The organism is Mycobacterium sp. UM_CSW (genome assembly GCF_000455205.1).
Taxonomy (GTDB): domain Bacteria; phylum Actinomycetota; class Actinomycetes; order Mycobacteriales; family Mycobacteriaceae; genus Mycobacterium.
In genome coordinates this window covers 1-25397 of sequence record NZ_AUWQ01000019.1, presented here as the reverse complement: position 1 = coordinate 25397, position 25397 = coordinate 1, and the positions used below count along the sequence as shown (strand labels likewise).

Here is a 25397-nt window from a genome sequence, read left to right as displayed (position 1 = left end):
GACGACATGTCGGCCGTCGCGGGCGATGCTGAAGTGGTAACTGCCGGGCGGCGCGTTTACCTTCGCCCGGCAACCCGCCGCGATGGTGGCCAAAGCGTTTGTGGGACAGTCTCGTCGGACGCGGCGGCCGGTCTGGACGGGAACGACCGAGAAGGGCAGGTATCGCCGATGTTGACCGTATTGCTGGCAATGCTGTTATTGAGCACCCTCGCGTGGGCCCTGCATGACAGTCGCACTGTCGTCGAGCGGCACACGGGATTCCCGCGGCGATGACCGGCGCGCCCAGTCCGCACGTGTGACGGCCGCCGCCATGGGTACTGGTCGCAGCGCGGACGCGCCGAAATAGCCGGTGGCCCAACGTCGTCGGAGGCGCTTGGCGCGGGCGTGCTGTCGCGCTATCCGATATACCTTTGACGCGGAAGCACGGTGGGCCGCATCAACGACCGCACGGTCGTTCCGTCGGGCGCGATCGACCTGCCCCGGGCGGCCCCTCCGGCCGCCAGGGTCGCCGGGGCGCCCGCCAGGCTGACCGGCGGGGCCATCTCCCCGAGGTCGGTTTCGCTGACGAGATTGACTGGCAACGCTTTCGGCGAGCCGGACGCCGCGGAAGTGAGCGTGCCCCAGCTCTGTGGGACCGACAGCGCGCCCAAACCGGCCGCCCGACCCATCTCGGCGGACACCGATCCGCCCAGCTGGACCGGGCCGAAGGCGGAGCCCACCGATCCGAGGGTGCTCGCCACCTGGCCGAGCCCGGTGCTCACGTCGGTCAATGCCGCCGCCGTTGAGTCGGCGGCGCTAGTGCCGGAACTCGAAAACAAGGAGGCCGCCGCCAAGATGATCGAGGGGATCGTCGCGAACGCGCTGATTCCGGAGTTGATGTGGTCGGGCGCCAGCGCGTTGTTGATGTCGTCGGCGATCAGCTGGACGATCGTGTCGATCGACGGCAGGGTCGACCCGGTGGAATTGCTGACCGCGGCGCTTTGCGTGCCCACACCGGCCGGGTTGGTGTTTTGGGGCGGCGCGGTGAACGGCGTGAGCGTCGCCGCGGCGGCCGAAGACCCGGCATACGAGTACATGGCGGCGGCGTCCTGAGCCCACATCTCGGCATACTGGGCCTCGGTCGCCATGATGGTCGCGGTATTGATGCCCAAGAAGTTCGTCTCAACCAGCGTTGCCAACTGCGCGCGGTTGGCGGCGATGAGCGGCGGTGGCACCATGGCCGCGAACGCCGCCTCGAACGCCGCCGCGGCGGCGTGCGCCTGATTTGCCGCCTGCCCAGCCTGCGATGCCGTGGTACCCAACCAGGTCACGTAGGTCTCCGCCGCGGCCGCCATCGAGGCCGATGCCGGGCCCTGCCAGCCGTCGGAGGTCAGTCCGGACACCACCGCGGCGTACGAGGAGGCCGTCGAGTACAGGTCCGCGGCCAGCTTTTCCCAAGCGGTCGCGGCGGCCAACATCGACTCCGGTCCGGGGCCGGAATAAATTCTGCCGCTGTTGATTTCCGGCGGTAGTGCTCCGAAGTCCATGTGTCCGACCGGCTCTCAGCGGGCGCTGGCCGCATTGGCGGCGTCGGTGGCTGCATAGGAGCCGGCGGAGTTCTGCAAGGTGGCCACGAACAGTTGATGCATGGCCACGGCCTGCGCGCCGATCTCCTTATACAAAACGCCGTGCGCGGTGAACGCGGCCGCGGTCAGTGCCGACACCTCGTCGGCGGCAGCCGGAACCAGACCGGTTACGGATTGTGCCACAGCAGAATTCGAAGCAGTCATCGCCGACCCGATTGCCGCCAGCTGTCCCGCGGTGGCGGTCAGCGCTTCGGGCCGTGTGGTGACGAACGACATTTTTGTTCTCCCGATCCGGATTTGGTGACTTGGTTCACTGGCACGGGACATGCGAGCATCTCGGCAGCCAAGCTCAACTCGTAGCATTGCCGAGGCCGGCGCAGCTGTCGTCCGCGCTAGCGTCCCCTTTGACTTCTGGCTAGCTGTAATTACTTTGACCGGCTCGCCAGCCGCTCCTTTGCGACCGTCGCTGCGGCGCAGCGTGGTTCATTGCGAGATGGGCTGTCCTGGCGGGTCGATTCCGGTTAGCGGTAACGACATCAGGGTTTGATGGCGGCATGCTTAAGGCAGGTGGTTCGTGACAGGCCAGGCCCAAACGTAGGAGGACTCATGGCGGTTGATGGCGGCGGGCTGGGCGGTCGTCTTCGGCTGTACGAGCGTGCGGCGCTCGATCCGGCCCAGCGGGAGCTCTTCGACTGGCTCACGAATGTTGCGGTGCCATGGGCGGAGGCCGCAAAGTTCCGGGCGCGCACCGATGCGGGCCGGCTGATCGGTCCCTTCAACCCAGCGCTGCTGACCCCGGCCATCTCGTCAGCCTTCGTGCAACTCGCGGTGACCGAGCAGACGAACACCTCGCTGAGCAAACGCTGCAGGGAGGTCATCATCCTGTCGGTCGGCGCGGTATGGCGGGCCCCCTATGAGCTGTATGCGCATTGCGCGGTCGCCGGGCAGGCCGGGCTCCCCGATAAGGCGGTGCGCACACTGGCCGACGGCGGACTTCCGGACGATCTGACCAAGGACGAGGCCGTTGCCCACCTTGTCGCCCGCGCACTGTCGGTCGAGCACCGCCTCGACGACACGCTATATCGTGCGGCGGAGGCGACGCTTGGCCCGGCAGGGGTGATGGAGGCCGCCGTCCTGACCGGCATCTACCACACCGTGTGCGCGATCCTCAACGCCTTCGAGATACCCGCGCCCGGCTAAGCGCTCGGCGTGCGGCGGTGGTTCGGACGCCCTACCCGCTAGCCGGTATGCGCGGTTGAAGCCAGCAGCGATGTGAAGCGGCTGACCCTTGGCGACACTGGATTGAGGCGCCCCCCGAAACAATCAAGCGCCGCCACTGCCGAAGTCGGCGGGATGGAGTTTTGTTGTGGAATCGCGCCAGTCACCGCAACACGGCAGCACCGTCGCCCAGTTCACGCGTAAGCCAGAGAAGCCGTGATCGCCTGTGCGCCGGCGCCGTCGGCTGGACGCACTACCGATCGAGCCGTGCGTGCGATGACATCCAACGAATGGTCGACGATTCCCTTCCGGCCCGGAGCCAAACGCCGCCACGGGCGGTCGTCGGTGGCGCCGAGTAGTCCACCATGGCTCGGGATAATCGTTGCCGCCACCTTGATCGTCGCCGAAACCATCATGGTCCGGCTGCTTTCCGCGGTTGCACCCCACAGCACCTTGGGCGCGCTGTATCTCTTTGGCGTCCTGGTCATCTCGTCGTTCTGGAACATCGGTCTGGCGGTGTTGACGACGCTGGTCAGCGCGGTGGTATACCTGCAGATCCACCTCGACGCCGGCCTCGGCGCGCTGCCGTCGCACCCGGCGCAGCTTCTCCCGCTCGCGGTTTTTCTGCCCCTCGGCATCCTGACGAATGTGCTGGCGGGCCGGGCCCGGCTACGCACGGCGGAAACCCGACGGGCGGCGAATCAGGTCAGCCAATTGGCGCAACGCCAGACGTCCCTGCGCCGGGTGGCGACGCTCGTCGCCCGCGGTGTTTCGCCGGCCGAGGTCTTCACCGCGGTCGCCGAAGAGGTCGCCCGCGCGTTGCGGGTGCAGAACTGCGTGTTGGTCCGCTACTTGGGGAACGGCTCGTGTGAGCTGGTCGCCGCCCACGACAAGGCCCATTTGGACAAGATCCCGGTCGGCGGGGTGTTCCCGCTCGACGGCGACAACGTCGCGGCGATGGTGTTTCAGAGCGGCACGACCGCCCGGATGGACAGCCACGAGCATGCGGCCGGCCCGATCGCCGCCGTGGTCCGCGGCGTGGGCATTCGTTCGGCGGTGGGCGCCCCCATCGAGGTGGACGGCCGGCTCTGGGGCGCGGCTGTCATCGCCTCCTCGGGACCCGACCCGCACCCGCCCCATACCGAGGAGCAGCTGGCGGATTTCGCCGAGCTGGTCGCGACCGCGATCGCCAATGCACAGGCGCGCGATGAGCTGATGGCTTCACGGGCCCGCATCGTCGCCGCCGGTGACGAGGCCAGGCGTCGCATCGAACGCAACCTGCACGACGGTGCGCAGCAGCGCCTCGTCACGTTGCGGCTGCGCCTTCAGGCCCTGCAGGCCTCCCTGCCCCCCGACGGCCGGCTGCACCACGAGATCGTCGAACTCGCCGACGAAGTCGCGGCGGCGAGCGAGGAACTACGTCAGCTCTCCCGCGGCATCCATCCGGCCGTGCTGTCCAATGCCGGCCTGGGCCCCGCGCTGCGTGCCCTGTGCCGCCGTTTCGCCATGCCCGTCGAGCTGCGCGTCGACGTCCCGCGGCGATTGCCCAAAACCGTCGAGGTGGCGGTGTATTACGTTGTCGCGGAGGCGCTCACAAACGCCGCCAAACACGCGCACGCGTCCCGTGTCATTGTCGCCGTGGAGGCCGATGACGGGCGGGTGCGCCTGTGGATATCTGACGACGGCATCGGTGGCGCCGATCCGCGGGGATCCGGGCTGATCGGGCTCAGGGACCGGGCGGAGGCGCTGGGCGGTCGGTTGGATGTCGCCAGCGGCCACAGCGAGGGCACTACGCTCGCGGCCGAAATCCCTTGCGTGCCGGTCTGAACGGCCAGCGCGTCAGTTCACAGTCTCGATGCAGCTCGCTACTGCCGACCCTGGTCGGTGCCGAGGGTGACCCGCGCCGTCATCGGCAGACCCGAACTGTGCACGAACGCGAGCGCGACCGAGGCCCCGGGTTCCCTGGATTGCACGGCCGCCACCAAGGTGGCTCCGCTGTCGATGATCTGGTCATCGACCTTGGTGACGACAGCGCCGACCGTCAATCCGGCCGCCGCACCGGGGCTTCCGGCGTCCACCCCGGTGATCTTGGCGCCGAGGACACCGGCGTCGCCGGTGGCTTGCACGCCCAGCCAGCCATGCGATGCCTGGCCGGTCGTGGCCAGTTCGGCGGCGATGCGTGCGGCGTGGTCGACGGGAATCGCATAGTTGAGACCGATCGATCCGTGTGCTGTGCTGCCCGCACCCTCCGCGGCGGGCAGCACCGCCTCGGCGGCGTTGATGCCGACCAGCGCGCCATTCATGTCGACGAGTGCACCACCGGAATTACCCGGATTGATCGCCGCGTCGGTTTGGATGGCGTAATACGCGCTCAGCGGCCCGCCCGGGTCAATCGCGGGACTTACCAACCGATTCAGCGCGCTGACGATGCCCGCGGTGACGGTGCCGCGCAGCCCCAGTGGAGACCCCACCGCCGCGACGGGCTGACCGACACGCAGCTCCGCCGACGAGCCGACCGAGATCGGGGTGAGGCCGGACACGTCCCGAGCCCGCCCGATCGCAATGTCGCTCCTCGGGTCGGTGGCGATCAGGTCGAACGCCGCGGTGCGGCCGTCGCTGAGGGTCACCTCGGTGTCCGCCGGCGGCCGACGGCCACCGCTCATCGGTGCCACGACGTGGTTATTGGTCATGATCAGCCCGTCGGCGGTGAGGATCACGCCTGAACCGAGCTGAGAGCGGTTGCCGTCATTGAATTTCAGCGTCACCACGCTGGGCAACACCTTCGCGGCCACCTCCTGGACAGAGAACGCGCCGGAATTAGGCCCGGAATTAGGCAAAGCCAACGCGAAACTGGAATCTACTGACGACCTGCCGACCGCGGGCGGGTGGGCAAGCAACGCGACGGCGGCGAAGATCGTCGCGACAAACAACGCGACCTCCGCTCCACGCAGCAGCAACAACCCGCCGCGCACCAACCGCTTCCGGCGCCGGGGCACCCGGTGCGACGAGTGTCGGCCGGACGGCGGCAACAGGCAGTAGCAGCCGTCATCAACAGACATGAGTCCTTGTCCTCACCTCGAATACGTCGAAGGCCATGGGGCGCAACGACATCGGTTCGGCGCTGTGCGCGCTGGAACCGCTCATGTCCAGGATCGCGGCTGAGAGCGCGGCTGTCGTTACCGCCACCGTCCATTCCGCTACCGCGCTAGCGGGTAACTAGCCGGCAAGCCCCAGGACGTCGCGGATCGCGGCACCTGACAGGGCCGCCTTGGGAATGAAAGCCAAGGCCGGACTGGCCGCGACCAGCTCAGAGAAATCCTCTTCGGCGTGTGTGGAGATCAGGATGGTCGGCACCTCGAAGCCAAACCCATTGCTGTGCAGTAGCTCGACGACCTCGAAACCGCTCTCCTCGCCCAGATCGATATCGACGAGCGTCACGTCGGGCCGAAGGTCCTCGACACATTTGAGCCCTTCCGCGGAGGAGTTTGCCACGGCGACCACGTCGATTCCCTGGTGCTCGAGCAACCGCGTCGCGGCATCGAGGAAGTCGCGATTGTCATCGACAATCACGCAACGCGTTCGCGCGCCAGCAGTCACCACCAGTCCAGTGTGGGATAGCCGCGGCCAGATCGCATGGAGGCTAGCAGGAAATCTATGGCGGTTCGGGAAGGTTTCGCCGGGACGGCGTCGTGAGTCGGCCAATTGCTACCGGCTACCGGTAATGCCTGGACTGCGGCTGACGGCAACCCCCTACGGTTGCCAGCGGTGCAGACGCGGGTCGGCACAACGGCAATCGTAAGGCGTGGAGCCGATAAGGCGCCGTTCAGCCCGCGACACGAAAGGCGCACCATGACCCTGCCAGCGGAATTGACTGCCCATGCAGAGCCCGGGGCCGGGTTCGAAAGCCAAGTCACGCCCCTGCTCGGCGACCTGCACCGGCATGCGCTGCGGATGACCCGGCACCACGCCGACGCGGAGGATCTCGTCCAGGACACGATGGCGAAGGCCTTCGCGGCCTTTGACTCCTTCCGGCCGGAGAGCAACATCTCGGCCTGGCTGTATCGCATCCTGGCCAACACCCACATCAGCAACTGCCGCAAGGCGCAACGCCGGCCGGTGCAGCATCTGCCCGAGGGAATTACGGATATCCACTACCTAACGAGCGCCGCACACTCGGGCACGGGTCTGCCCTCGGCGGAAGATCAGGCCCTCAAGCGCTTCGGCGATCAGGACGTCATCGCTGCGATGCGTGCCCTGCCCGAGCAGTTCCGCGCCACGGTGTACTACGCGGATGTGCAGGGCATGCCATGCAAGGAGATTGCCGAGATGATGAACGCACCGGTCGGCACAGTTGTGTCCCGACTGCATCGGGGACGGCGGCGGCTGCGCGGGATGCTCGGTCAGTCGCGCCACGGCCAAGTCCGCCACGCGTCAAGGGAACTGGTGCAAACGGCGTAACGTCAGCGTGAGTCGAGAAATGTGATGACCGCGCGGACGCGACGGTGGTCGTCGTCGGTTTCCGGCAGCCCGAGTTTGGTGAGGATGCTGCGGACGTGCTTTTCCACCGTGCCCTCCGTCACCCAGAGCCGTCGGGCAATGCCGGCGTTGGAGCGGCCCTCGGCCATCAGCTCCAGCACCTCCAACTCGCGCGGGGACAACGCCGACAGCGGATCGTCTCGGCGCCGCCCGGACACCAGCTCCTGCACCACCGCGGGGTCGACCACCGAAGCGCCTTTGGCGATCCGCTGCAAGGTGTCGACAAAGTCGGCGACATCGGTGACGCGGCTCTTGAGCAGATAGCCGATGCCGCGACCGCTGGCGAGCAACTCCATCGCGTGCTCCACATCCACATGCGCCGACAGCACCAGGATCCCGGTGTCGGGGAGTTCCTCGTGGATCACCCGTGCGGCCTCGAGACCTTCCGTCGTGTGCGTGGGCGGCATCCGGATGTCCACCACCACCACGTCAGGAGTGGTGTTGCGCACCAGCGCCAGCAGCTCGACCGCGTTGCCCACCTGACCGACGACACTGAATCCGGAGCGGTCCAGCAGGCTGGCGAGTCCCTCCCGAAGCAGGGTTTCGTCGTCGGCCACTACCGCGCGCAGCGGGGCCGGCTCGCTGCCCGCCTCGGCGGCGCTTGTTTCCGTTGTCAATGCAGTGTCCTTCCGCATCGCCGCTGAGGAACCATCTTGCCCCTTGCTTTGTCCGTTTTCCAGCAATTACGCGGGCCATGGAGGCGGGTGGCGACGCCTGACATTCCGCGTAGTCAGGACGGGGTCGGCTCTGCCATGGCGCGACTCGGCTACGTTGGGTTCCGTCGGAGCCAGCCCCTCGAGGAGTTGCGATGAACGCACCCAGCCCGGACGCGATCCGTGCGGAAACCATCACCATCACCGGCCACGGCGGCGACGAGATCGAGGCCTACCGTGCGTCGCCACTGGCCGAAGGGTCGCGCGGCGGCATCGTGTGGATCCACCACATGCCCGGCTACGACCGGGAAACCAAGGAGTTCGTGCGGCGGCTCGCGGTCAGCGGCTATCACGCCGTCGCCCCCAACCTGTATTCGCGCGAGGCGCCGGGCGCCGCGCCCGACGATGCCGCCGCGACGGTGCGGGCCGCCGGCGGGGTGCCCGACGAGCGTCTGGTCGGCGACGTCGCCGGCGCGGTCGAGCACCTGCGATCCTTGCCGGGCGCCAACGGGAAGTTCGGCGTCATCGGGCACTGCTCGGGCGGGCGGCACGCATACCTGGCGGCGTGCTCGCTGCCGTTCGACGCCGCGGTGGACTGCTACGGCGCGTTCATCGTGGAGGACCTACCGGAGGGCATGCCCAAGGCCATGCAGCCGATCCTGCACCTGGCGCCGAAGCTGAGCTGCCCGCTCCTTGGGCTGTTCGGGGCCGACGACAGGTTCCCGGCGCCGCCCGCCGTGGCCACCCTGGACGCCGAGCTGACCAAGTTCGACAAGCCCCACGAGTTTCACTCCTACGAGGGTGCGGGCCATTCATTCTTCTCCGTCGACCGGCCGGCGTACCGGCCGGAGGCCGCCGTCGACGGCTGGCGGCGCATCGACGAATTCTTCGCCACCCACCTGAAAGGCTAGGCGTCCAGCCCATGTGCACATACCTCACCGAACACGTGCGGATCGACGGCAGCGGCAAGGGAAAGAGCGGCTGGTTCGGCGCGAGCCGCGCCACGGTGTACGTCGACCATCCCGTCCACGCGCCCTACGGCCACACGGTCAACATCGACGTGATCAACCCGGAGCTGGGCCCCGCGGCGCGCGTCGCGCTCGAACTCACCGAGGAGAGCGCCCTCGCGCTGGCCGACGCCATCCACAAAGCGATCGCGAATGCGCCGGCCGGGCTGGCCTCGAAGGACCAGCCGTGAGCCCCGAGCGGGACTACCCGCAGATGGCCGCCACCCGCGGGCGCATCGAGCCCGCGCCGCGCCGGGTCCGCGGCTATCTCGGCCACGACCTGGTCTTCGACACCACCGCGGCCCGCTATGTGTGGGAATTGCCTTACTACCCAGCGTATTACGTGCCGCTGGTGGATGTCCGTACGGAGTTCCTGCGCGACGAGGACCACCCGCAGAAGGTGCAGCTCGGTCCGTCTCGGCTGTACTCGCTGGTCGGCAAGGACCAGACCCATCCGTCGGCGGCGCGGGTGTTCGACGACGGCGACGGCCCGGTGGCGGGCACCGTGCGATTCGAGTGGGATCCGTTGCGGTGGTTCGAGGAAGACGAGCCGATCTACGGCCACCCGCGCAATCCGTATTCGCGGGTCGACGCTCTGCGCTCGCACCGCCATGTCCGCGTAGAGCTGGACGGAATCACTCTCGCCGACACCGGATCCCCGGTGCTGCTGTTCGAAACCGGCTTGCCCACAAGGTATTACATCGACCCGACCGACGTCGCGTTCGAGCACCTTGAACCCAGCCCGACGCAGACGCTCTGCCCGTACAAGGGCGTGACATCAGGCTATTGGTCGGTGCGGGCGGGCGATACCGCGCATCCGGATCTCGCGTGGACGTATCACTACCCGCTGCCGGCGGTCTACCAGATCGCCGGCCTGGTGGCCTTCTACAACGAGAAGGTCGACATCACCGTCGACGGCGTCGCGTTGCCCCGGCCGCAGACGCAGTTCGGCTGACCACGAGCTTGACGTCGCGCCGCGGGACGACGGCGATGCCGCGCGGCACCGAACGTGGGGGATGCCTGCGGCGTTCTCGCCGCGGCATGGTCAGCTCCGCCGAGCGCATGATGGTGCCCACCGCGACGGCCATTTCATGGCTGGCGAAGGCCGCCCCCAGGCAGCGCCGGTGCCCGCCGCCGAAGGGCAGGTACTCGAACGGTGTCGGGTTGTCGACGAGAAATCGATCGGGATCGAATCGGTAGGGGTCGTCCCACAGGTCGGCGCTGAAATGTATTGCGGGCAGCGCGATCCCGACGATGTCACCAGCGCGATAACGCACCGAGCCGATGGATTGCGGCTCGATGAGCTTGCGCAACACGATCGGCACCGCGGGGTGCATCCGCAGCGTCTCCTTGATGACCGCGGACAGATAGGGCAGTTCGGGCATCTCGTGCGGCGCGGGTCCGGCGGCAAGCTCGTCGACGAGTCGCGCGCGGACGCCAGTGTCGCGGTGAATGTGGTACAGCGCCCACGCCAGCGCCGCGGCCGTGGTGTCGTGGCCGGCGATCACCATGGTCCGCAGCTGTTGCTGGAGGTCGTCGTCGTCGAGACCCAGTCGCGAGTGGTCGTTTTCGCGCAACAGGTTGCCCAACACCGCATCATCGCCGGGGCAGCTGCGGCCATGGTTCATCTGGCCGGTGAGCATGCGCTGGAATTCCGCGCGCAGGCGCACCAGCCGGGCCCACGGGCCCAGGCCGGCGAAGCTTCTGCGCAGGGCCGGCACCAACAGCAGCGATGCGGTGTTCGCGTTCATCAGCGCGGACACCACGCCGGTGTACTCATCGATGCGCTCGTGGTCCACGCCCAGCACCGTCTCGACGATGATGCGCAGCGTGATCGCCTGGGTGGTGCGGTGCAGCGCCACCCGGTCACCGGGGCGCCACGACTCCACCTCGGCAAGCACCGCCCCGGCGATCGCGTCCGCACGCCGGCGCAACTGGGCGCCGTGGAACGCCGGCGACAACAGGCGGCGCTGCCTGCGATGGTGCTCGCCGGAGGTCAAGATCACCGAATCCGGCCCCACGATCGGCTCGATCGGATTGGGCGTCGGCGCGCACAGGGTCTCGCGTGGCGTGGTCAAAAGCTGCCGAGCGCCCTGCGCGGTAGCGACGAAGTGCACGGGACCGAGGCCCGGGAACACCACCACAAACGGGTCGCGGCGATCGGCGCAGCGACGAAAGTAACGCTCGGGGTCTAGCCCGACGCGCAGCGACCGCGCCCAGTCGCGCAACCGGTGTATGCGCGCCTCGGGCAAATCCGTTCGCGCGGGCGGCCCGGCCGCCGTCTGTAATTGCGTCATACCTACTTGACACGAGCCGGACCATTGATTAGTTCAACGAAATATTTTGCTCATATGTTGAATAATACTGGAAATAGCCATAATACGAATATCGCACGTTAGCCAACGTTATCGCGGATGGCGCGACGGCGCGGCGGTTTCGAGTTCCGCGGCGATGCGTCGGGCGATGCCTCTGGACTGCCTGGCGACGTAGCCGAGCAGCCCCGGGCGAGATTGGAAGCCGATGAACCGCAGACCCGCCGCGGCCGGTGTTGCGCCCGTGGCCACGGGCAGGCCGCGCTCGTCGAGCACCCCGAGGTGACCTACGACGGGTTCCAGCCCGCGCCGGTAGCCGGTCGCGCAGATGACCGTGTCCGGTTCCAGGCGGCGCCCGTCGACCAACCGGACACCGCGGCCGTCGAATCGCTCGATGGTCGGGACCACCTCGAACGAACCGTCGCGGATCGCGTCGATCACGTCCCTGTCGACGATCGCGGGTGCGCGGCCCAGCCTGATCCCCCGGGCGAACACGCCCTCGGTGGGTGTCGGCAGTCCGTAAGCGGCGAGATCTGGAATGCTCAACCGGCGTCCCAGCGTCGCCAACGCATCGGCGAGCCGAACGGGCGCGCGGAAAAGCGGCGTCGCGATCAGGTCCGAGGGCAGCCCGCCCGGCAACGAGCGAAGCATGATGTTCGGTGCCGTACGCACCGCCAGCCACGCCTCCCGCGCCCCACCGGTGGCCACGTCATGGACGATCTCCAGCGCCGATGAACCCGCCCCGACCACCAGAACGCGCTCGTCGCGGTAGGGGACGGGGTTGCGGTATGCCGACGAATGCAGCACGCGGCCCTCGAAGCCGTCGAGGCCGGGCCAGGCGGGCGTCAGTGGCGTGTGCTCGTATCCGGTCGCCATGACCACCTGGCGGCAGGCGATGTCGCCAGAGGTGCTCCGCAACAACCAGCCGTCGCCGTCGCGGTCGATCCGGCAGACCTCCGTGCCCAGCCGCAACTCGATCCCGTCGTCGCGGGCGTGCCTTTCGAGGTGGTCGACAACTTGATCGCGGGTCGGAAAGACCGGCGTGTCCTTGGGATACGGCCGGCCGGGCAGATGCGAAAACTGCTTGCACGTATTGAGTTTCAGCCTGTCGTAGCGCCCCCGCCAGGACGAGGCCACCGCATCGGCGCGGTCGATCAGCAGTGGACGCACTCCACGGTCGCGCAGGCTGAGGGCCATCGAGACCCCAGCGGCGCCTGCGCCGACGACGGCGACGCCGCGCTCCAATGTTTCGGTCCTGACAAGCTTTAGCGCGCCCGCCGCACCGCTGCGCCGCGAATCCCGTTGCATAGCTTCCCTGTCCACCGACGTCCAGCATGCGGCCCCTGGTGGGCCTGAATGAACCGGCCTATATAACTCCGACGATGTTGCGGCACAATTGGTTCAGCAGGGCGTCACTTGGCGGCCTATTGCACTCATGTGAAATTACTTGGTGCTCAAGGAGATTCCCGCGTGCGACGCGTGCCCCGCCGTGTCGGTCGTGGTGCAACGGCCAGCTAACATCCCACGCGGGCGACGCCCCAAGGGGCCGCCACGGCAAGGGCACTTGAAATCAGGATTTAAACAATTGAACACACGCCCGAAACATTCCGGGCAAAGGCTTCACCCGTCTACGGCGTCACTTCGCACCGCAGCTGCTTTATAGCCCGCTGGCTCGAATTGAGGTGTGTCTGAACCATGTTGCCTTATCCCGACTGGCTGAATCCCGGAGACAACGCCTGGCAATTGGTGGCCGCGACTCTGGTCGGCCTGATGAGCATCCCAGGCATCGCCGTGCTCTACGGCGGCATCGTGCAGAAGAAGTGGGCCGTCAACACCATGCTGATGGCCTTCACCGGATTCTCGCTGGTGCTGGTCGTGTGGGTGCTCTGGGGCTTCAAGATGGGGTTCGGTGAGCCGCTCAAGCTCGGCCCCGGCATCCTGAGGGCCGCGGTCGGGATTCCGCACACCATCCTGGGCACCGACAACCAGGGACAGGCCGTCATCCCGCTGTTGGACGGCACCATGCCCAAGTTCCGCTTCTCGGAGACCACGCTGGCGTACTTCCAGTTCGTGTTCGCCGCCATCACTCCGCTGCTGTTCCTCGGCAGCGTGGTCGGCCGGATGAACTTCAAGGTGTGGCTGATCTTCGTGCCGCTGTGGTCGACGTTCGCCTACTCGGTCAACGCGTTCCTGGTGTGGGGCGGCGGCTGGTGGGGACAGGCGGGCGCGTTGGACTTCAGCGGTGGCTACGTGATCCACCTGGCCGCCGGAACCAGCGGGTTCGTCGCCGCAGCTGTCATCGGCCCCCGGCTCGCGCGCGACCGGGAACGCGCGGTGCCCAACAACCTTCCGATGGCCGCGGTCGGCGCCGGCATCCTCTGGCTGGGCTGGAACGGGTTCAACGGCGGTGACCCGTATTTCGCCGGTGCCGATGCCTCCCTGGCGGTGATCAACACCAACCTCACCACTGCCGTCGCGCTGCTCACCTGGGTGATCTGGGACATCTTCGCCAGCAAGGCGCGCAAGCCGACCTTCCTGGGCGCGGTCAACGGCATGATCACCGGGCTGGTCGCGATCACGCCGGCGGCCGGCTACGTCAACAGCTTCGGCGCGATGATCATCGGCGTCGTCGCCTCTTCCCTGGTCTGGATGTCGTGGAACTGGCTCGGCCGGACCAGGCCGTTCAAGAAGGTCGACGACGCCCTCGGTGTGGTTCACACCCACGGCATGGCGGGCTTGGCGGGCGGGCTGCTTGTCGGGGTCCTGGCCGACCCGAAGGTCGTTGTGTACCTGGGCGGCAGCACCGGGACGGACGTGACCTTCGCCGGTTGGCTGTATGGCCACCATCCCAAACAGATCCTGATCCAGTTGGGCGCCGCGGCCACGATCATCGTCTGGGATGCGCTCGTGACGTTCGTCATCCTGCGAGTCCTTGGCCTCTTCATGAAGTTGCGCATGCCCGACGAGGTCCTGGAGACCGGCGACGTCGGCGTGCACGACGAGGAGGCCTACCCCGACGAGGGGCTCGTGACGGGCCGGCGGGTCGAGCCGGTGGCGGCTACGCGGGCTGCGTCGGCGCCAGCCGAAACCGCCGACGAATGAAGGTGGTGATAACGCCATGAAGCTGGTCACCGCGATCGTCAAACCGTTCACGCTCGATGACGTCAGGCACGCCGTCGAAACCGTCGGGGTGCTGGGCCTGACCGTCACCGAGGTCCAGGGGTACGGCAGGCAGCGCGGGCACACGGAGGTGTACCGCGGGGCCGAGTACGCGGTCGAGTTCGTGCCCAAGGTCCGCGTCGAGGTCCTGGTCGACGAGGCGTTCGCCGACCGCGTCGTCGACGCGATCATCGGCGCCGCGCGCACCGGCAAGATCGGCGACGGCAAGGTGTGGATTTCACCGGTCGAGAAGGTGATCCGCATCCGGACCGGCGAGCGCGACCACGACGCGCTCTGAGCGGTGCGTCAGGCCGACGTCGGCAACCGGCCCGGCTTGTAACCGAACACCGCCGAGGTGGGACCCACCAGGTGTCGCACCTTGATTCGGGTGAAGCCGCCGGCGCGAAGCATCTCCCCACAGGCGGCGGTGGAGGCTTCGTAGCCCTCCCGCGACTCCATCATGATGTTGAGGCTGGACAACAGGCTCAGGTAATTGTTGCGGCGGTTCTTGTGCCGCCCGGACTGAATCATCGCGTCGTACACGATGATCGCGCCGCCGGGGGGAGTGGCCGCGTAGGCCTTCGCCACCAGCTCCTGACGGATCTCGTGGTTTCGCCCGTGGAACACGTGACCGAACGAAATCACGTCGGCGCGCGGCAGCGGATTTTCGAGGAAATCGCCCTCGACGAAGCTCAATCGGCGGTCCAGGCCGAACGAGTGGACATATTCTTCGAATATCGGTCGCACCGCGGGAAAATCGAAACCCGTGCCGCGCAGGTGACGGTGGGTCAACGCGACCCGCACCGGAAACGCGCCTTGGGCGCAACCGATGTCACAAAACGTGCGAAAGCGCTGCCATGGAAACCGCGCCGCCAGCAGCGTCGCCTCCCCGGTCGAGATGCCCGTCATCCCGGCCAGAAACCCCTTGAGCGCCAACGGATCACGATAAAGCATGGAGAAGAACTCGTTATCGCCGCGTTCCTCCTCGGCGCCAGGACGGCCGGTGCGCAGGAGATCGTCCAGGCTCGACCAAAGGCCGTAGAGACGCTTGCTCGACAACTCCATCAGCCCACCGACATAGCTCGGCTTGGTCCGGTCGAGGAACATCGCGCTGCGAATCGTGTTGGCGTACCGGCCCGCTCGATCGCGTCGCAGCAATCCGGCGGCGACCAGAGCATCCAGCGCGGTGACTGCGGCACGCGGGTGCCAGCCGAGCGCGTCGGCCAGTTCCTGTTCGGAAGCCGGTCCGTTGGCTAACTCGGTGAAAACGCCCGATTCGACCGCCGAAAGGATCAGTCGTGAGGACCAGAAGGACATGCCCATCCGGACGATGTCCTCCGGGCCGCCGAAGCGGCGCAACAGGGGGCCAAGGATGGGGTTCTGGAAGGCGCGCATCAACCGGCGTTCGCGGCGGATGTCCTGCGGGCGGTTGCGTACTGACGGCGTGGCACCTACGTCGAGCGTCATCGTGGCAAGCCCTTCCGGTTGATTCCGGGTCTTTGTGGTAGACGTTGCCGGCGGCTCGGTGGTTCAGCGGACAGGTCCCTTGGCGAACACGAAAACGGCGGTCGATAAATTGCTTTAGGGCCGGTGACGCGCTCAGGCGAGAAATGTGACATTCACCTCTTTGACCGATTCTTTTTAAGATTTTCCTTATTTATGGACGCCTGTCCACTCGTCTTCGCCTTTAGCTGCATGGCCGAAACACCCTGGCCACCAAGGCGGTTTGCTTTCGCCGCCGGATCGACCACTATTAATTGTTCGACCCCGATCCGGGCGCGATCGCGATTATTCGAGTGACGTGGATCACACCGCCCGCCTGGAAATATTTTGCGCCCGAATTTGGTCAGTAAAATTTGTTAAAAGCAATCACTCCGGGCGCTGTACAAGCGGCTGATCGAAGCCGCGTCCCGGGGCGCACCAGACGTACCACGAGCGAGCGAAGGCGGTGCCGGCATGCGCGGCGTGAACCACCGGAAGCACAACGGCAAGGACCAGCCCATCGAATTGGCCACGGCACCGGGATTTCCGATTGTCACGCGGATCGCCCTGGGCCAGGGTCCGATCAGCGGGATCGTCGCCAGCCCGGAGGGCGGCCGACTGATGGTGGCCAACTACGGCTACGACAGCGTCTCCGTCATCGACGCCCACGCCTGCCGCGTCGTGCAGACCGTGGCCGGTCTGCCGGAGCCCTTCGCGCTCGCCGTCGCCCGCCGCGACACCAACCGCGCTTACGTCAGCACCGCGACACCGGCGTATGACGCGATCGACGTCATCGACCTGCCGTCCAGCACGGTCATCTCGACGCATCCGCTGGCGTTCAGCGTCAGCGACTTGGCGGCCAGCCCGGACGGCGACTACGTCTACGCCAGCCGCAACGGCGCCGCCGGTCCCGACGTCGTGGTCCTGGACACCCGGACCGGCGCCACGGAGGAGATCGTCCTGCCGGGCCGACCCGGGACCACCACGGAATGCGTGCGGTCCAGCGCGGACGGGAGCCGCGTCTACGTGGCGACGAACGGCCCCGGCGGGGGACAGCTCGTCGTCATCGACGCGCACGCGCCGGCCCCCTCCCGCGTGCTGAACACCGTCGAGATCGGCCTGCCCATCCGCGACCTCGCCCTCAGCCCCGACCGTGCGACCGCCTACGTGGCCAGTTGCGCCCCTGAATTGGGGGCGGTGATCGACGCCGTCGACACCCGCACCGCCAAGATCATCGGCACCAGCAAGATCAGCGAGATCTCCGGCATCCTCACCCGCCTGACGCTCAGCCGCGACGGCGATCGGGCCTACCTGGTCAGCGACGCCGGCGTCACCGTGCTCTCCACCGACACGCACGACGTCGTCGGCACCATCCGGGTGGGCGACGAGCCGTCGTGCGTGGTCGAAAGCGCCGACGCCAGGTTCCTCTACATCGCCGACTACTCCGGCGCGGTCACCGTGGTCGGGACCGCGGCGGGCTCCGGGTCCGAAAGCGAAACGGCGGCCGAGTGGGCAGTGCCCGAGCTGCTGCCGGCCGAACCGGCCCTCGCGTAGTAGCGCCCGCAAACGAGCGTTGTCGGGGGAACCCGTTTTCTCCTGGCGGTGTGCGGCGATAACATTCGCCCGACCGCACACGAGGCGGTGCCGCGTCGAGGGTAAGGCGGTACAGCGATGGACAGCACGATGCAGGACTATCCGCTGACGATCGCCGCGATCATGCGGCACGGCTGCGGCATCCACGGACAACGCACGGTCACCACCGCAACGGGGGACGGCTACCGGCGAACCACCTACCGCGAGCTGGGCCACCAGGCCGGCCGCCTGGCGAACGCGCTGCGCCGCCTCGGCGTGACCGGGGACCAGCGCGTCGCGACGTTCATGTGGAACAACGCCGAGCACCTGGCGACCTACCTCGCGGTGCCGTCGATGGGCGCCGTCCTGCACACCCTCAACATCCGGCTCTTCCCCGAGCAGATCGCCTTCGTGGCCAACGAGGCCGAGGACCACGTCGTGCTGGTCGACGCGTCCCTGGTCAAACTGCTCGCGCCGGTTCTCCCCGAACTCAAGACCGTGCAGGCGGTGATCGTGGTCGGCGACGGTGACACGGCGGCGTTGGAGGCATCCGGCAAGACCGTGCTGTCCTACGCGGAAGTGGTCGGCGCCGAATCCCCCGACTTCGACTGGCCCGAGCTCGATGAGACGTCCGCGGCGGCCATGTGCTACACCAGCGGCACCACCGGTAACCCGAAAGGCGTTGTCTACAGCCACCGTTCGAGCTTCCTGCACGCGATGGGCGGGTGTACCACCAACGGCATCGGCGTCGGGGCGGTCGACAGCGTGCTGCCGATCGTGCCGATGTTTCACGCGAACGCCTGGGGGCTGCCCTACTCGGCGCTGATGGCGGGCGCCGACCTGGTGCTGCCCGATTGCCACCTCGATGCCCGCTCGCTGATAGGCATGGTGGAAACCCAGCGGCCCACCGTCGCCGGCGCCGTGCCGACCATCTGGAACGACGTCCTGCACCGGCTGGAGGACGAACCCGAACACGACATGTCCTCGCTGCGCCTGGTGGTCTGCGGCGGCTCGGCCGTTCCGGTGTCGCTGATGCGCACGTTCGAGGAGAAGCACGGCGTCCAGATCCGTCAGCTGTGGGGCATGACGGAAACGTCGCCGATGGCCACCATGGCCTGGCCGCCGCCGGGAACCCCCGAGGACCAGCACTGGGCGTTCCGCGCGACGCAGGGCCAACCGGTGTGCGGGGTGGAGATGCGCATCGTCGACGACGACGGCGCGGTGCTGCCCAACGACGGCACCGCCGTCGGCGAGGTGGAGGTCCGCGGCCCGTGGATCACCGGCTCCTACTACCTGGGCCACGACGACTCCAAGTTCGACTCCGGCTGGTTGCGCACCGGCGACGTGGGCCGCATCGACGAGCGAGGCTTCGTCACGCTGACCGACCGGGCCAAAGACGTCATCAAGTCCGGCGGCGAATGGATCTCGTCGGTCGAGCTGGAGAACTGCCTGATCGCGCACCCGCAGGTGCTCGAGGCCGCGGTCGTCGGGGTTCCCGACGAGCGGTGGCAGGAACGACCGCTGGCAGTCGTGGTGGCCAAGCACTCGTCGGTGAGCGCCGAGGAGCTGCGAAAGTTCCTCGCCGACAAGGTCGCCCGGTGGTGGCTGCCCGAGCGGTGGACGTTCGTCGAGGAGATTCCGCGCACCAGCGTCGGCAAGTACGACAAGAAGGCCATCCGGGCGCGATACGCCGAGCATGGCTACTGGGTGGTCGAGTCGCGCGACTGATGGGGCGGCTCTCGTGCACGAGCAGACGCAAAGTCGCATCTTTCGGCGCAAAATTACGCGATTCTGCGTCTGCTCGCGAGGAAGGTGAGGTGTCTTCATGAGCCTGCGGGTCATTCAGTGGGCGACCGGGTCGGTCGGAACGGCGGCGATAAAGGGCGTGCTGGAACATCCCGACCTCGAACTCGTTGGCTGCTGGGTGCATTCGCAGTCCAAGGCCGGCAGGGACGTCGGCGACATCATCGGCACCTCGCCGCTGGGCGTGACGGCGACCAACAGCGTCGACGAGGTGCTCGCGCAGCCCGCCGACGCGGTCATCTACGCGCCGCTGCTGCCCAGCGTCGAGGAAGTCGCCGCGCTGCTGCGCTCCGGCAAGAACGTGGTCACGCCGCTGGGTTGGTTCTACCCGACCGAAAAGGAAGGCGCCCCACTGGAAGTCGCGGCGCAGGCCGGCAACGCGACGCTGCACGGCGCCGGCATCGGGCCCGGTGCGGCCACCGAACTGTTCCCGCTGCTGCTCTCGGCGATGTCCACGGGCGTGACCTTCGTTCGCGCCGAGGAGTTTTCCGACCTTCGCACCTACGGCGCGCCGGACGTGCTACGCCATGTGATGGGCTTCGGCGGGACGCCGGACAGCGCGTTGACCGGGCCCATGCAAAAGCTGCTCGACGGCGGCTTTTTCCAGTCGGTCCGGCTGTGCGTCGACCAATTGGGCTTCGCCGCCGATCCGCAGATCCGGTCGTCGCAGGAGGTGGCCGTCGCGACCGCGCCGATCGACTCGCCGATCGGGGCGATCGAGCCCGGCCAGGTCGCCGGGCGCCGCTTCCACTGGGAGGCTCTGGTGGGTGACACCGTGGTGGTGCGGATCACCGTGAACTGGCTGATGGGATCGGAAAACCTCGACCCGCCTTGGTCTTTCGGGCCCGGCGGGGAACGCTACGAGATCGAGGTGCGGGGCAACCCGGACACCTTCGTGACGGTCAAGGGCTGGCAGCCGGAAAGCGTGCAGGCGGGGTTGGCGAGCAATCCGGGGATCGTCGCGACGGCCGCGCACTGCGTCAACGCGGTCCCCGCCACTTGTGCCGCCCCGGCGGGCATTCAAAGCTTTTTCGACCTGCCGCTGATCACCGGCCGGGCCGCGCCAGGGTTGGCGCGCTGAATGAAAGACGTTATGCCAGTGCCACAATCGCTCGTCGTCAGCGAATCCCTCGTCGTACCTGTCCCTGCCGACGAGGCCTTCCAGCGCACGCTGCCCGCACCACTTCCCGAGCTTTTCAAGCGCCGGCACGGCCCGATTCCGCCCGTCCGGCAGGTGCGCGAGCAGACCGGCGCATGGGACGCCGCGGGCCAGACCCGCGTGGTGCACCTGGCCGGCGGCGCCAGCATGCGCGAGGAGCTGACCAGCGTCGACCCGCCCCGGTCGTTCGGCTACCGGTTGACCAAGATCCGGGGTCCCATGGCGCTGCTGGTCGATCATGTTGTGGGCGAATGGATTTTCGCCCCGGCGGCGGGCGGGACCGAGATCACCTGGCGCTGGGACATCTACCCCAGGTCGCCGCTGACATCCTGGGGCCTGCCGCTGTTTGGCCGCATCTGGAAGGGCTACGCGCGACAAGCCTTGCGGGACCTCTCGGCGATGCTGACGGGCTGACCCCGCGGGGCCGTCGCGGGCCTTTCGGTACGGTCGACACCATGTGCCGACTTTTTGGCTTGCACGCCGGGACGGACGTTTGCACCGCGACCTTCTGGTTGCTGAACGCTCCGGACAGCCTGTCCGCGCAGAGCCGCAAGAACCCGGACGGCACCGGCATCGGTGTGTTTGACGCGCACGGTCGGCCGCAGCTGCACAAGGAGCCGATCGCGGCCTGGCAAGACACCCAATTCGCCACCGAGGCGCACGAATTGACCGGCACCACGTTCGTCGCCCACGTTCGTTACGCGACGACGGGTGCGCTCGACGTCCGCAACACCCACCCGTTTCTGCAGGACGGCCGGATCTTCGCGCACAACGGCGTGGTCGAGGGGCTCGACGGCATCGACGAACGGCTGCGCGAGCTCGGCACCGACGGCCTGGTGCTCGGCGAGACCGATTCCGAGCGGGTGTTCGCCCTGATCACCGGCTCGATCCGCGCCCGCGACGGCGACGAGACGGCGGGCCTCGTCGACGCCGTGCGGTGGCTCGCCGGGAATGCGCCGATCTACGCGGTCAACGTCCTGCTGAGCACGGCCACCGACATGTGGGCGCTGCGCTACCCCGACACCCACGAGCTCTATCTCCTGGACCGGCGACTCGATGGTGCACCCAGTTTCGATATGCAGACCAACCGAATTCGCGCATGGTCTGAGCCGCTGTGCAACCGGTCCTCGGTGGTGTTCGCCACCGAGCGGATGGACGAGGACCCACGCTGGAGTCTGATCGCACCTGGCGAACTCGTCCACGTCGACGCCGGGTTGCGCGTCACCACAGAGTTGGTGCTGCCCGACCCGCCGAGCCATCAGCTCCGTCGCGAGGATCTCAGCGAGTCAGTTCGGCGCGCCCAGCACACCGGTGCATCCGCGTGACAACCAGACGCGCGCTCGTGCTGGCCGGCGGCGGGATAGCCGGAATCGCCTGGGAGACAGGGGTTCTGCGCGGCATCGCCGACGAGTCCCCGGCGGTGGCCCGACTCCTGCTGGATTCGGAGGTGCTGGTGGGGACCTCGGCGGGTTCCGCGGTCGCCGCCCAGATCGGCAGCGGCTGCCCGATCGAGGCGCTGTTCGACCGGCAGGTCGCCGAGTCGTCTGCCGAGATCGATTCCGGCGTCGACGTCGACGACATCACCGAGGTCTTTTTGACAGCCTTGGGCCAGCCCTATGACGACGCGCTGGACAGGACCGAACAGCAGATGCGGCGGATCGGGGCCGTGGCGCTGGCGAGCCAGACCGTCCCCGAGGCCGTCCGGCGCCAGGTAATCGCCCAGCGCCTGCCGTCACACGACTGGCCAGATCGGGCGTTGCGGATCACCGCAATCGACGTCGCCACCGGCGAACTGGTGGTCTTCGACCGCGACTCCGGCGTCGGGCTGGTGGACGCGGTGGCGGCCAGTTGCGCGGTGCCGGGGGCCTGGCCGCCGGTGACGATCGGCGACCGGCGCTACATGGACGGCGGCGTCGGCAGCTCGGTCAACCTCGACGTGGCCGGCGATTGCGACGCCGCCGTGGTGCTGGTCCCGTCGGGGCCCGCGCCGGCGCCGTTCGGCGCCGGGCCCGCCGCCGAGATCGCCGCGTTCGCCGGCGCGACCCACGCGGTGTTCGCCGACGACGACTCGCTGGCCGCTTTCGGGCCTAACCCGCTGGACCCGCGCTGCCGCATCGACTCCGCGGTGGCCGGGCGCGAACAAGGCCGCCGCGAGGCGCGGGCCGTGGCGCGGTTCCTGGGCGCCTGATCAACCCTCGAGCGCGGGCGGGCTCGTCTGTTCCGGATCGGTTTCGAAGGCGTCCAGGGCCCGATCGGCCTCGGCGCGTCCCGCCGCGATCACCTCCACCGCACGGTGAAAATCCAGGCTGCGGCACGTCGAACGCGGCACCTCGATCAGCAGGTCGGGCGGATAGGCCGACAGCGTATGGCGGGTCAGCGCCGACTGCGCGATGTCGAACGCGCGGTACACCACCTCAAAGCTGCCCAGTTTCGGAACGACGCTGGTCTCGTCGAGTCCGCCCGCGCCCGACGGCGATTCCGCCTCCCATTCATCCGACCAGGCGTCCGCGCCGAATCGGCTCAACACGGCGCGCGCGGTCGGCCGGTCGAGCAGTGACCTAACGGCCGTCGTGTCGAGCAGCGCAGAAGTGCTGCGCACCATGCGGTTCAACCATTCGGCGGTGGCGCCCGGCTCCGACTCTCGTTTCGGGATCACCTCGCTGCCGCTGACGCCCACGGCGATCGTCAGGTCGGCGTTGACCGCGGCCAACGGGGCCATCGGCAGCGGGTCGAGGATGCCGCCGTCGGCGAGCAGGCGTCCGCCCACTTCGTGCGGGGCGATCACGCCGGGAATCGCGATGGACGCCCGGATCGCCTCGTCGAGCGGGCCGCGCTGAAACCACACCGACTTGCCCGCCAGCAGGTCCGTAGCCACCGCCGTGTAGGGAATCGGCAGTTGCTCGATGGCGACCGGGCCGAGGATGTCGCGCACCGCGTCCAGAATCTTCTCGGCCCGCAACACCCCCGCCGCGCTGATGGACGGATCCAGCAGGCGCAGGATGGTGCGCTGCGTCAACGACTTCGCCCACTCGGCGAACTCGTCGAGGCGTCCCGCCGCTTGCAGACCGCCGATGATCGCACCCATCGACGACCCGGTGATGCCGACGATCTCGTAGCCACGCGCCGACAGCGACTCGATGACCCCGATGTGGGCGTAACCGCGGGCCCCGCCGCTGCCCAGCGCCAGCGCCACCCGGGTCGGCGAAGATCGACGCGTCACCGTTCCGCCACGTCCGCCGGGCATGCGTTCATTTTGCTCGGCCGAAGCCCCCCTCGGCGGCGGGGGAGGCAGTTTTTGTACCCATGATCACAATTGGCGCGGGGCGCGGAACGCTACCCGCATTCGTCGTTGGCGGCCGCGCGGGCGGCGGTGATCACGGCCGCCTGTCGGGCCGGTGTCAGGTCTGCCCACCGGGCGTTCCAGGTGCCGGCCGTGCCCGATTGCGACGCCTGGACCATCCGCAGGTACGGCTCGAACAGCGACCCATCCGTCTTGGGCTGGGCCTCCATCCAGACCTTCGCGGCGTGGCAGGCCTGGAAATACTCCTCCTCGGTCGAATCCGCGGGCACATCGACCCTGGTCGTCACCCCGCCCGGCGAGAGGCCGACCGCGCCGGGCGGCGGCGACGCGGGGCCGCCCGGGATGCCCGACGGTCGTGCCGACGGCACGGCGACCCCGCCGTTGGGTGCGCCCTGCGAGCAGCCCGTGACCGCCACCAACAACGCCGCGACGAGCACCCCACCCCGTTGCCCGGGGGAACGACCGCACCAACGCACCATCCCAATCTATGCAACACTGGCTGCCGTGATGGAGCGCTTCGGATTTTGCGAGTGTTGTCGGCCCTGACCCGCCGCCGCTTGCCCGATCCGTTCACCCTGGAGCTCCCCAATGTCTGTTCCCGTTGCGACGCGTGCTGTCGCCTCCGGTGCGCTTCGCCCCCTGACCGTCTCGTCGCCGTCCTCGGGACCCACCCGGCTGCGGGTGCCCGACCTGCTACATGCCACCGATCAGGCCGCCGATCAGGTCCTCAGCGGGCGCTGCGACCACCTGCTGCCCAAGGGCGGGATACCGGAGTCCAAGCGCTGGTTCACCCGCATCCACGGCGACGACGAGCTGGACGTCTGGCTGATCAGCTGGGTCCCCGGTCATCCCACCGAGCTGCACGACCACGGCGGGTCGCTGGGCGCGCTGACCGTGGTGTCCGGATCGCTCAACGAATTCCGTTGGGACGGGCGGGGTTTGCGCAGACGCCGGCTCGACGCGGGTGATCAGGCCGGCTTCCCGCTCGGCTGGGTGCACGACGTGGTGTGGGCGCCCAGGCCAGTCCCCGAGCCGGTGGCCACCTTCAAGGTGCAGCCGACGCTGAGCGTGCACGCCTACTCGCCGCCGCTGACGGCGATGTCGTATTACGAAGTCTCCGAGCGCAACCGGCTGCGCCGCCAGCGCACCGAACTGACCGACCAACCGGAGGGACCCTGATGAGCCGCATCGACGTCGTCCTGAGATCGGCCCGGCGCCGGTTTCGCCGCCTTCGCGCCGTCGAGGTGCCCGAGGCGCTGCGGCGCGGGGCCGTGCTGGTCGACATCCGGCCGCAGGCCCAGCGATTCCGCGAGGGCGAGATACCGGGTGCGCTGGTGATCGAACGCAACGTCCTGGAATGGCGCTGCGACCCGACCAGCGACGCCCGGCTGCCGGAGGCCGTCGACGACGACGTCGAGTGGGTGATCGTGTGCTCCGAGGGCTACACGTCCAGCCTGGCGGCGGCCGCGCTGCTGGATATCGGCCTGCTCCGGGCCACCGACGTCATCGGCGGCTACCACGCGCTCGCCGGTTCCGGTGTGCTGGACCAGCTGCTCGGTGGTTCGAGCCCCGACACCCTGGCGAACGCCGGCAGAACCGTTCGACGCTGGCTCTAGCCGATGGCGGCGAC

Annotated in this window: 26 protein-coding genes; 16 read left to right on the top strand and 10 right to left on the bottom strand. The window is 68.1% G+C overall.

Going from position 1 to position 25397, the window contains the following annotated elements:
- Window positions 1-395 precede the first annotated feature (395 nt).
- Together N415_RS08570 and N415_RS08565 are read right to left on the bottom strand one after the other, a co-directional pair.
- Complete coding sequence (locus N415_RS08570) at window positions 396-1526, bottom strand: PPE family protein (protein ID WP_068179560.1); 1131 nt, start codon at window positions 1524-1526, stop codon at window positions 396-398.
- A 15-nt stretch (window positions 1527-1541) separates the two neighbouring features.
- Complete coding sequence (locus tag N415_RS08565) at window positions 1542-1841, bottom strand: PE family protein (protein ID WP_068179558.1); 300 nt, start codon at window positions 1839-1841, stop codon at window positions 1542-1544.
- Between the two features lie 330 nt (window positions 1842-2171).
- Here N415_RS08565 and N415_RS08560 point away from each other — a divergent pair, with 330 nt between their 5' ends.
- Together N415_RS08560 and N415_RS08555 are read left to right on the top strand one after the other, a co-directional pair.
- Complete coding sequence (locus N415_RS08560; RefSeq protein ID WP_068179553.1) at window positions 2172-2765, top strand: carboxymuconolactone decarboxylase; 594 nt, start codon at window positions 2172-2174, stop codon at window positions 2763-2765.
- A gap of 294 nt (window positions 2766-3059) precedes the next feature.
- Entirely contained in the window at window positions 3060-4610 is a 1551-nt protein-coding gene (locus N415_RS08555) for a GAF domain-containing protein (RefSeq protein ID WP_081665131.1), read from the top strand.
- Between the two features lie 38 nt (window positions 4611-4648).
- On the opposite strand, the gene N415_RS08550 is transcribed toward N415_RS08555, so the two are convergent.
- Complete coding sequence (locus N415_RS08550; RefSeq protein ID WP_068179550.1) at window positions 4649-5842, bottom strand: trypsin-like peptidase domain-containing protein; 1194 nt, start codon at window positions 5840-5842, stop codon at window positions 4649-4651.
- A gap of 157 nt (window positions 5843-5999) precedes the next feature.
- Window positions 6000-6383, bottom strand: a complete 384-nt coding sequence (locus N415_RS08545; protein ID WP_239645472.1) for a response regulator — start codon at window positions 6381-6383, stop codon at window positions 6000-6002.
- Window positions 6384-6632: 249 nt separating this feature from the next.
- Between N415_RS08545 and N415_RS08540 the strand changes: the two genes are divergently transcribed.
- Window positions 6633-7241, top strand: coding sequence for a sigma-70 family RNA polymerase sigma factor (locus N415_RS08540; RefSeq protein WP_068179546.1), 609 nt, complete (start codon window positions 6633-6635; stop codon window positions 7239-7241).
- Between the two features lie 2 nt (window positions 7242-7243).
- Here N415_RS08540 and N415_RS08535 read toward each other — a convergent pair whose 3' ends face one another.
- Complete coding sequence (locus tag N415_RS08535) at window positions 7244-7936, bottom strand: response regulator transcription factor (protein WP_231985198.1); 693 nt, start codon at window positions 7934-7936, stop codon at window positions 7244-7246.
- A gap of 191 nt (window positions 7937-8127) precedes the next feature.
- On the opposite strand from N415_RS08535, the gene N415_RS08530 reads away from it, so the two are divergent.
- From N415_RS08530 to N415_RS08520, 3 genes are read left to right on the top strand one after another with little or no spacing between them, the layout of a single operon-like run.
- Window positions 8128-8883, top strand: a complete 756-nt coding sequence (locus N415_RS08530; RefSeq protein ID WP_068179544.1) for a dienelactone hydrolase family protein — start codon at window positions 8128-8130, stop codon at window positions 8881-8883.
- Between the two features lie 11 nt (window positions 8884-8894).
- Window positions 8895-9170 carry a DUF6295 family protein gene (locus N415_RS08525; protein ID WP_068104395.1) on the top strand — a complete coding sequence of 92 codons (276 nt, stop codon included), beginning with the start codon at window positions 8895-8897 and terminating at the stop codon, window positions 9168-9170.
- A 23-nt stretch (window positions 9171-9193) separates the two neighbouring features.
- Window positions 9194-9934 (top strand): DUF427 domain-containing protein, encoded by a 741-nt coding sequence (locus N415_RS08520; RefSeq protein ID WP_068179734.1) that lies wholly within the window; start codon window positions 9194-9196, stop codon window positions 9932-9934.
- Here N415_RS08520 and N415_RS08515 read toward each other — a convergent pair.
- Together N415_RS08515 and N415_RS08510 are read right to left on the bottom strand one after the other, a co-directional pair.
- Window positions 9885-11276, bottom strand: a complete 1392-nt coding sequence (locus N415_RS08515) for a cytochrome P450 (RefSeq protein ID WP_081665130.1) — start codon at window positions 11274-11276, stop codon at window positions 9885-9887. The two genes, N415_RS08520 and N415_RS08515, sit on opposite strands and share 50 nt — an antisense overlap.
- Before the next feature lie 108 nt (window positions 11277-11384).
- Complete coding sequence (locus N415_RS08510; RefSeq protein ID WP_255342516.1) at window positions 11385-12614, bottom strand: NAD(P)/FAD-dependent oxidoreductase; 1230 nt, start codon at window positions 12612-12614, stop codon at window positions 11385-11387.
- Between the two features lie 372 nt (window positions 12615-12986).
- On the opposite strand from N415_RS08510, the gene N415_RS08505 reads away from it, so the two are divergent.
- Window positions 12987-14393 (top strand): ammonium transporter, encoded by a 1407-nt coding sequence (locus N415_RS08505; RefSeq protein ID WP_068179541.1) that lies wholly within the window; start codon window positions 12987-12989, stop codon window positions 14391-14393.
- A 16-nt stretch (window positions 14394-14409) separates the two neighbouring features.
- Window positions 14410-14748: a P-II family nitrogen regulator gene (locus tag N415_RS08500; protein WP_068179538.1), complete on the top strand. Its 339-nt coding sequence runs from the start codon at window positions 14410-14412 to the stop codon at window positions 14746-14748.
- An 8-nt stretch (window positions 14749-14756) separates the two neighbouring features.
- Here N415_RS08500 and N415_RS08495 read toward each other — a convergent pair whose 3' ends face one another.
- Window positions 14757-15917, bottom strand: a complete 1161-nt coding sequence (locus tag N415_RS08495) for a methyltransferase (protein ID WP_081665128.1) — start codon at window positions 15915-15917, stop codon at window positions 14757-14759.
- A gap of 489 nt (window positions 15918-16406) precedes the next feature.
- Between N415_RS08495 and N415_RS08490 the strand changes: the two genes are divergently transcribed.
- The 6 genes from N415_RS08490 (at window position 16407) to N415_RS08465 (ending at window position 22654) form a co-directional block, all read left to right on the top strand.
- Complete coding sequence (locus tag N415_RS08490; RefSeq protein WP_068179535.1) at window positions 16407-17486, top strand: YncE family protein; 1080 nt, start codon at window positions 16407-16409, stop codon at window positions 17484-17486.
- A 117-nt stretch (window positions 17487-17603) separates the two neighbouring features.
- Complete coding sequence (locus N415_RS08485) at window positions 17604-19232, top strand: long-chain fatty acid--CoA ligase (protein ID WP_068179534.1); 1629 nt, start codon at window positions 17604-17606, stop codon at window positions 19230-19232.
- Window positions 19233-19329: 97 nt separating this feature from the next.
- The gene (locus N415_RS08480; RefSeq protein ID WP_068179532.1) at window positions 19330-20388 is read left to right on the top strand and encodes a dihydrodipicolinate reductase; all 1059 of its coding nucleotides are present in this window, start codon (window positions 19330-19332) and stop codon (window positions 20386-20388) included.
- An 18-nt stretch (window positions 20389-20406) separates the two neighbouring features.
- Entirely contained in the window at window positions 20407-20880 is a 474-nt protein-coding gene (locus N415_RS08475; protein ID WP_152531290.1) for an SRPBCC family protein, read from the top strand.
- A 41-nt stretch (window positions 20881-20921) separates the two neighbouring features.
- Window positions 20922-21791, top strand: coding sequence for a class II glutamine amidotransferase (locus tag N415_RS08470; RefSeq protein WP_068179530.1), 870 nt, complete (start codon window positions 20922-20924; stop codon window positions 21789-21791).
- On the top strand, window positions 21788-22654 hold the full coding sequence (locus tag N415_RS08465) for a patatin-like phospholipase family protein (protein WP_068179524.1): 867 nt from the start codon (window positions 21788-21790) through the stop codon (window positions 22652-22654). Before N415_RS08470 ends, N415_RS08465 begins: the two co-directional genes overlap by 4 nt.
- On the opposite strand, the gene N415_RS08460 is transcribed toward N415_RS08465, so the two are convergent.
- A complete protein-coding gene (locus N415_RS08460) occupies window positions 22655-23710 on the bottom strand; it encodes a patatin-like phospholipase family protein (protein WP_152531285.1) in 1056 nt (351 codons plus the stop codon).
- An 89-nt stretch (window positions 23711-23799) separates the two neighbouring features.
- The gene (locus tag N415_RS08455; RefSeq protein ID WP_239645471.1) at window positions 23800-24243 is read right to left on the bottom strand and encodes a lipoprotein LpqV; all 444 of its coding nucleotides are present in this window, start codon (window positions 24241-24243) and stop codon (window positions 23800-23802) included.
- A gap of 112 nt (window positions 24244-24355) precedes the next feature.
- Here N415_RS08455 and N415_RS08450 point away from each other — a divergent pair, with 112 nt between their 5' ends.
- Window positions 24356-24946 carry a cysteine dioxygenase gene (locus tag N415_RS08450; protein ID WP_081665127.1) on the top strand — a complete coding sequence of 197 codons (591 nt, stop codon included), beginning with the start codon at window positions 24356-24358 and terminating at the stop codon, window positions 24944-24946.
- On the top strand, window positions 24946-25383 hold the full coding sequence (locus N415_RS08445; RefSeq protein WP_068179511.1) for a rhodanese-like domain-containing protein: 438 nt from the start codon (window positions 24946-24948) through the stop codon (window positions 25381-25383). The genes N415_RS08450 and N415_RS08445 overlap by 1 nt, the downstream gene beginning before the upstream one ends.
- Window positions 25384-25397: the final 14 nt, after the last annotated feature.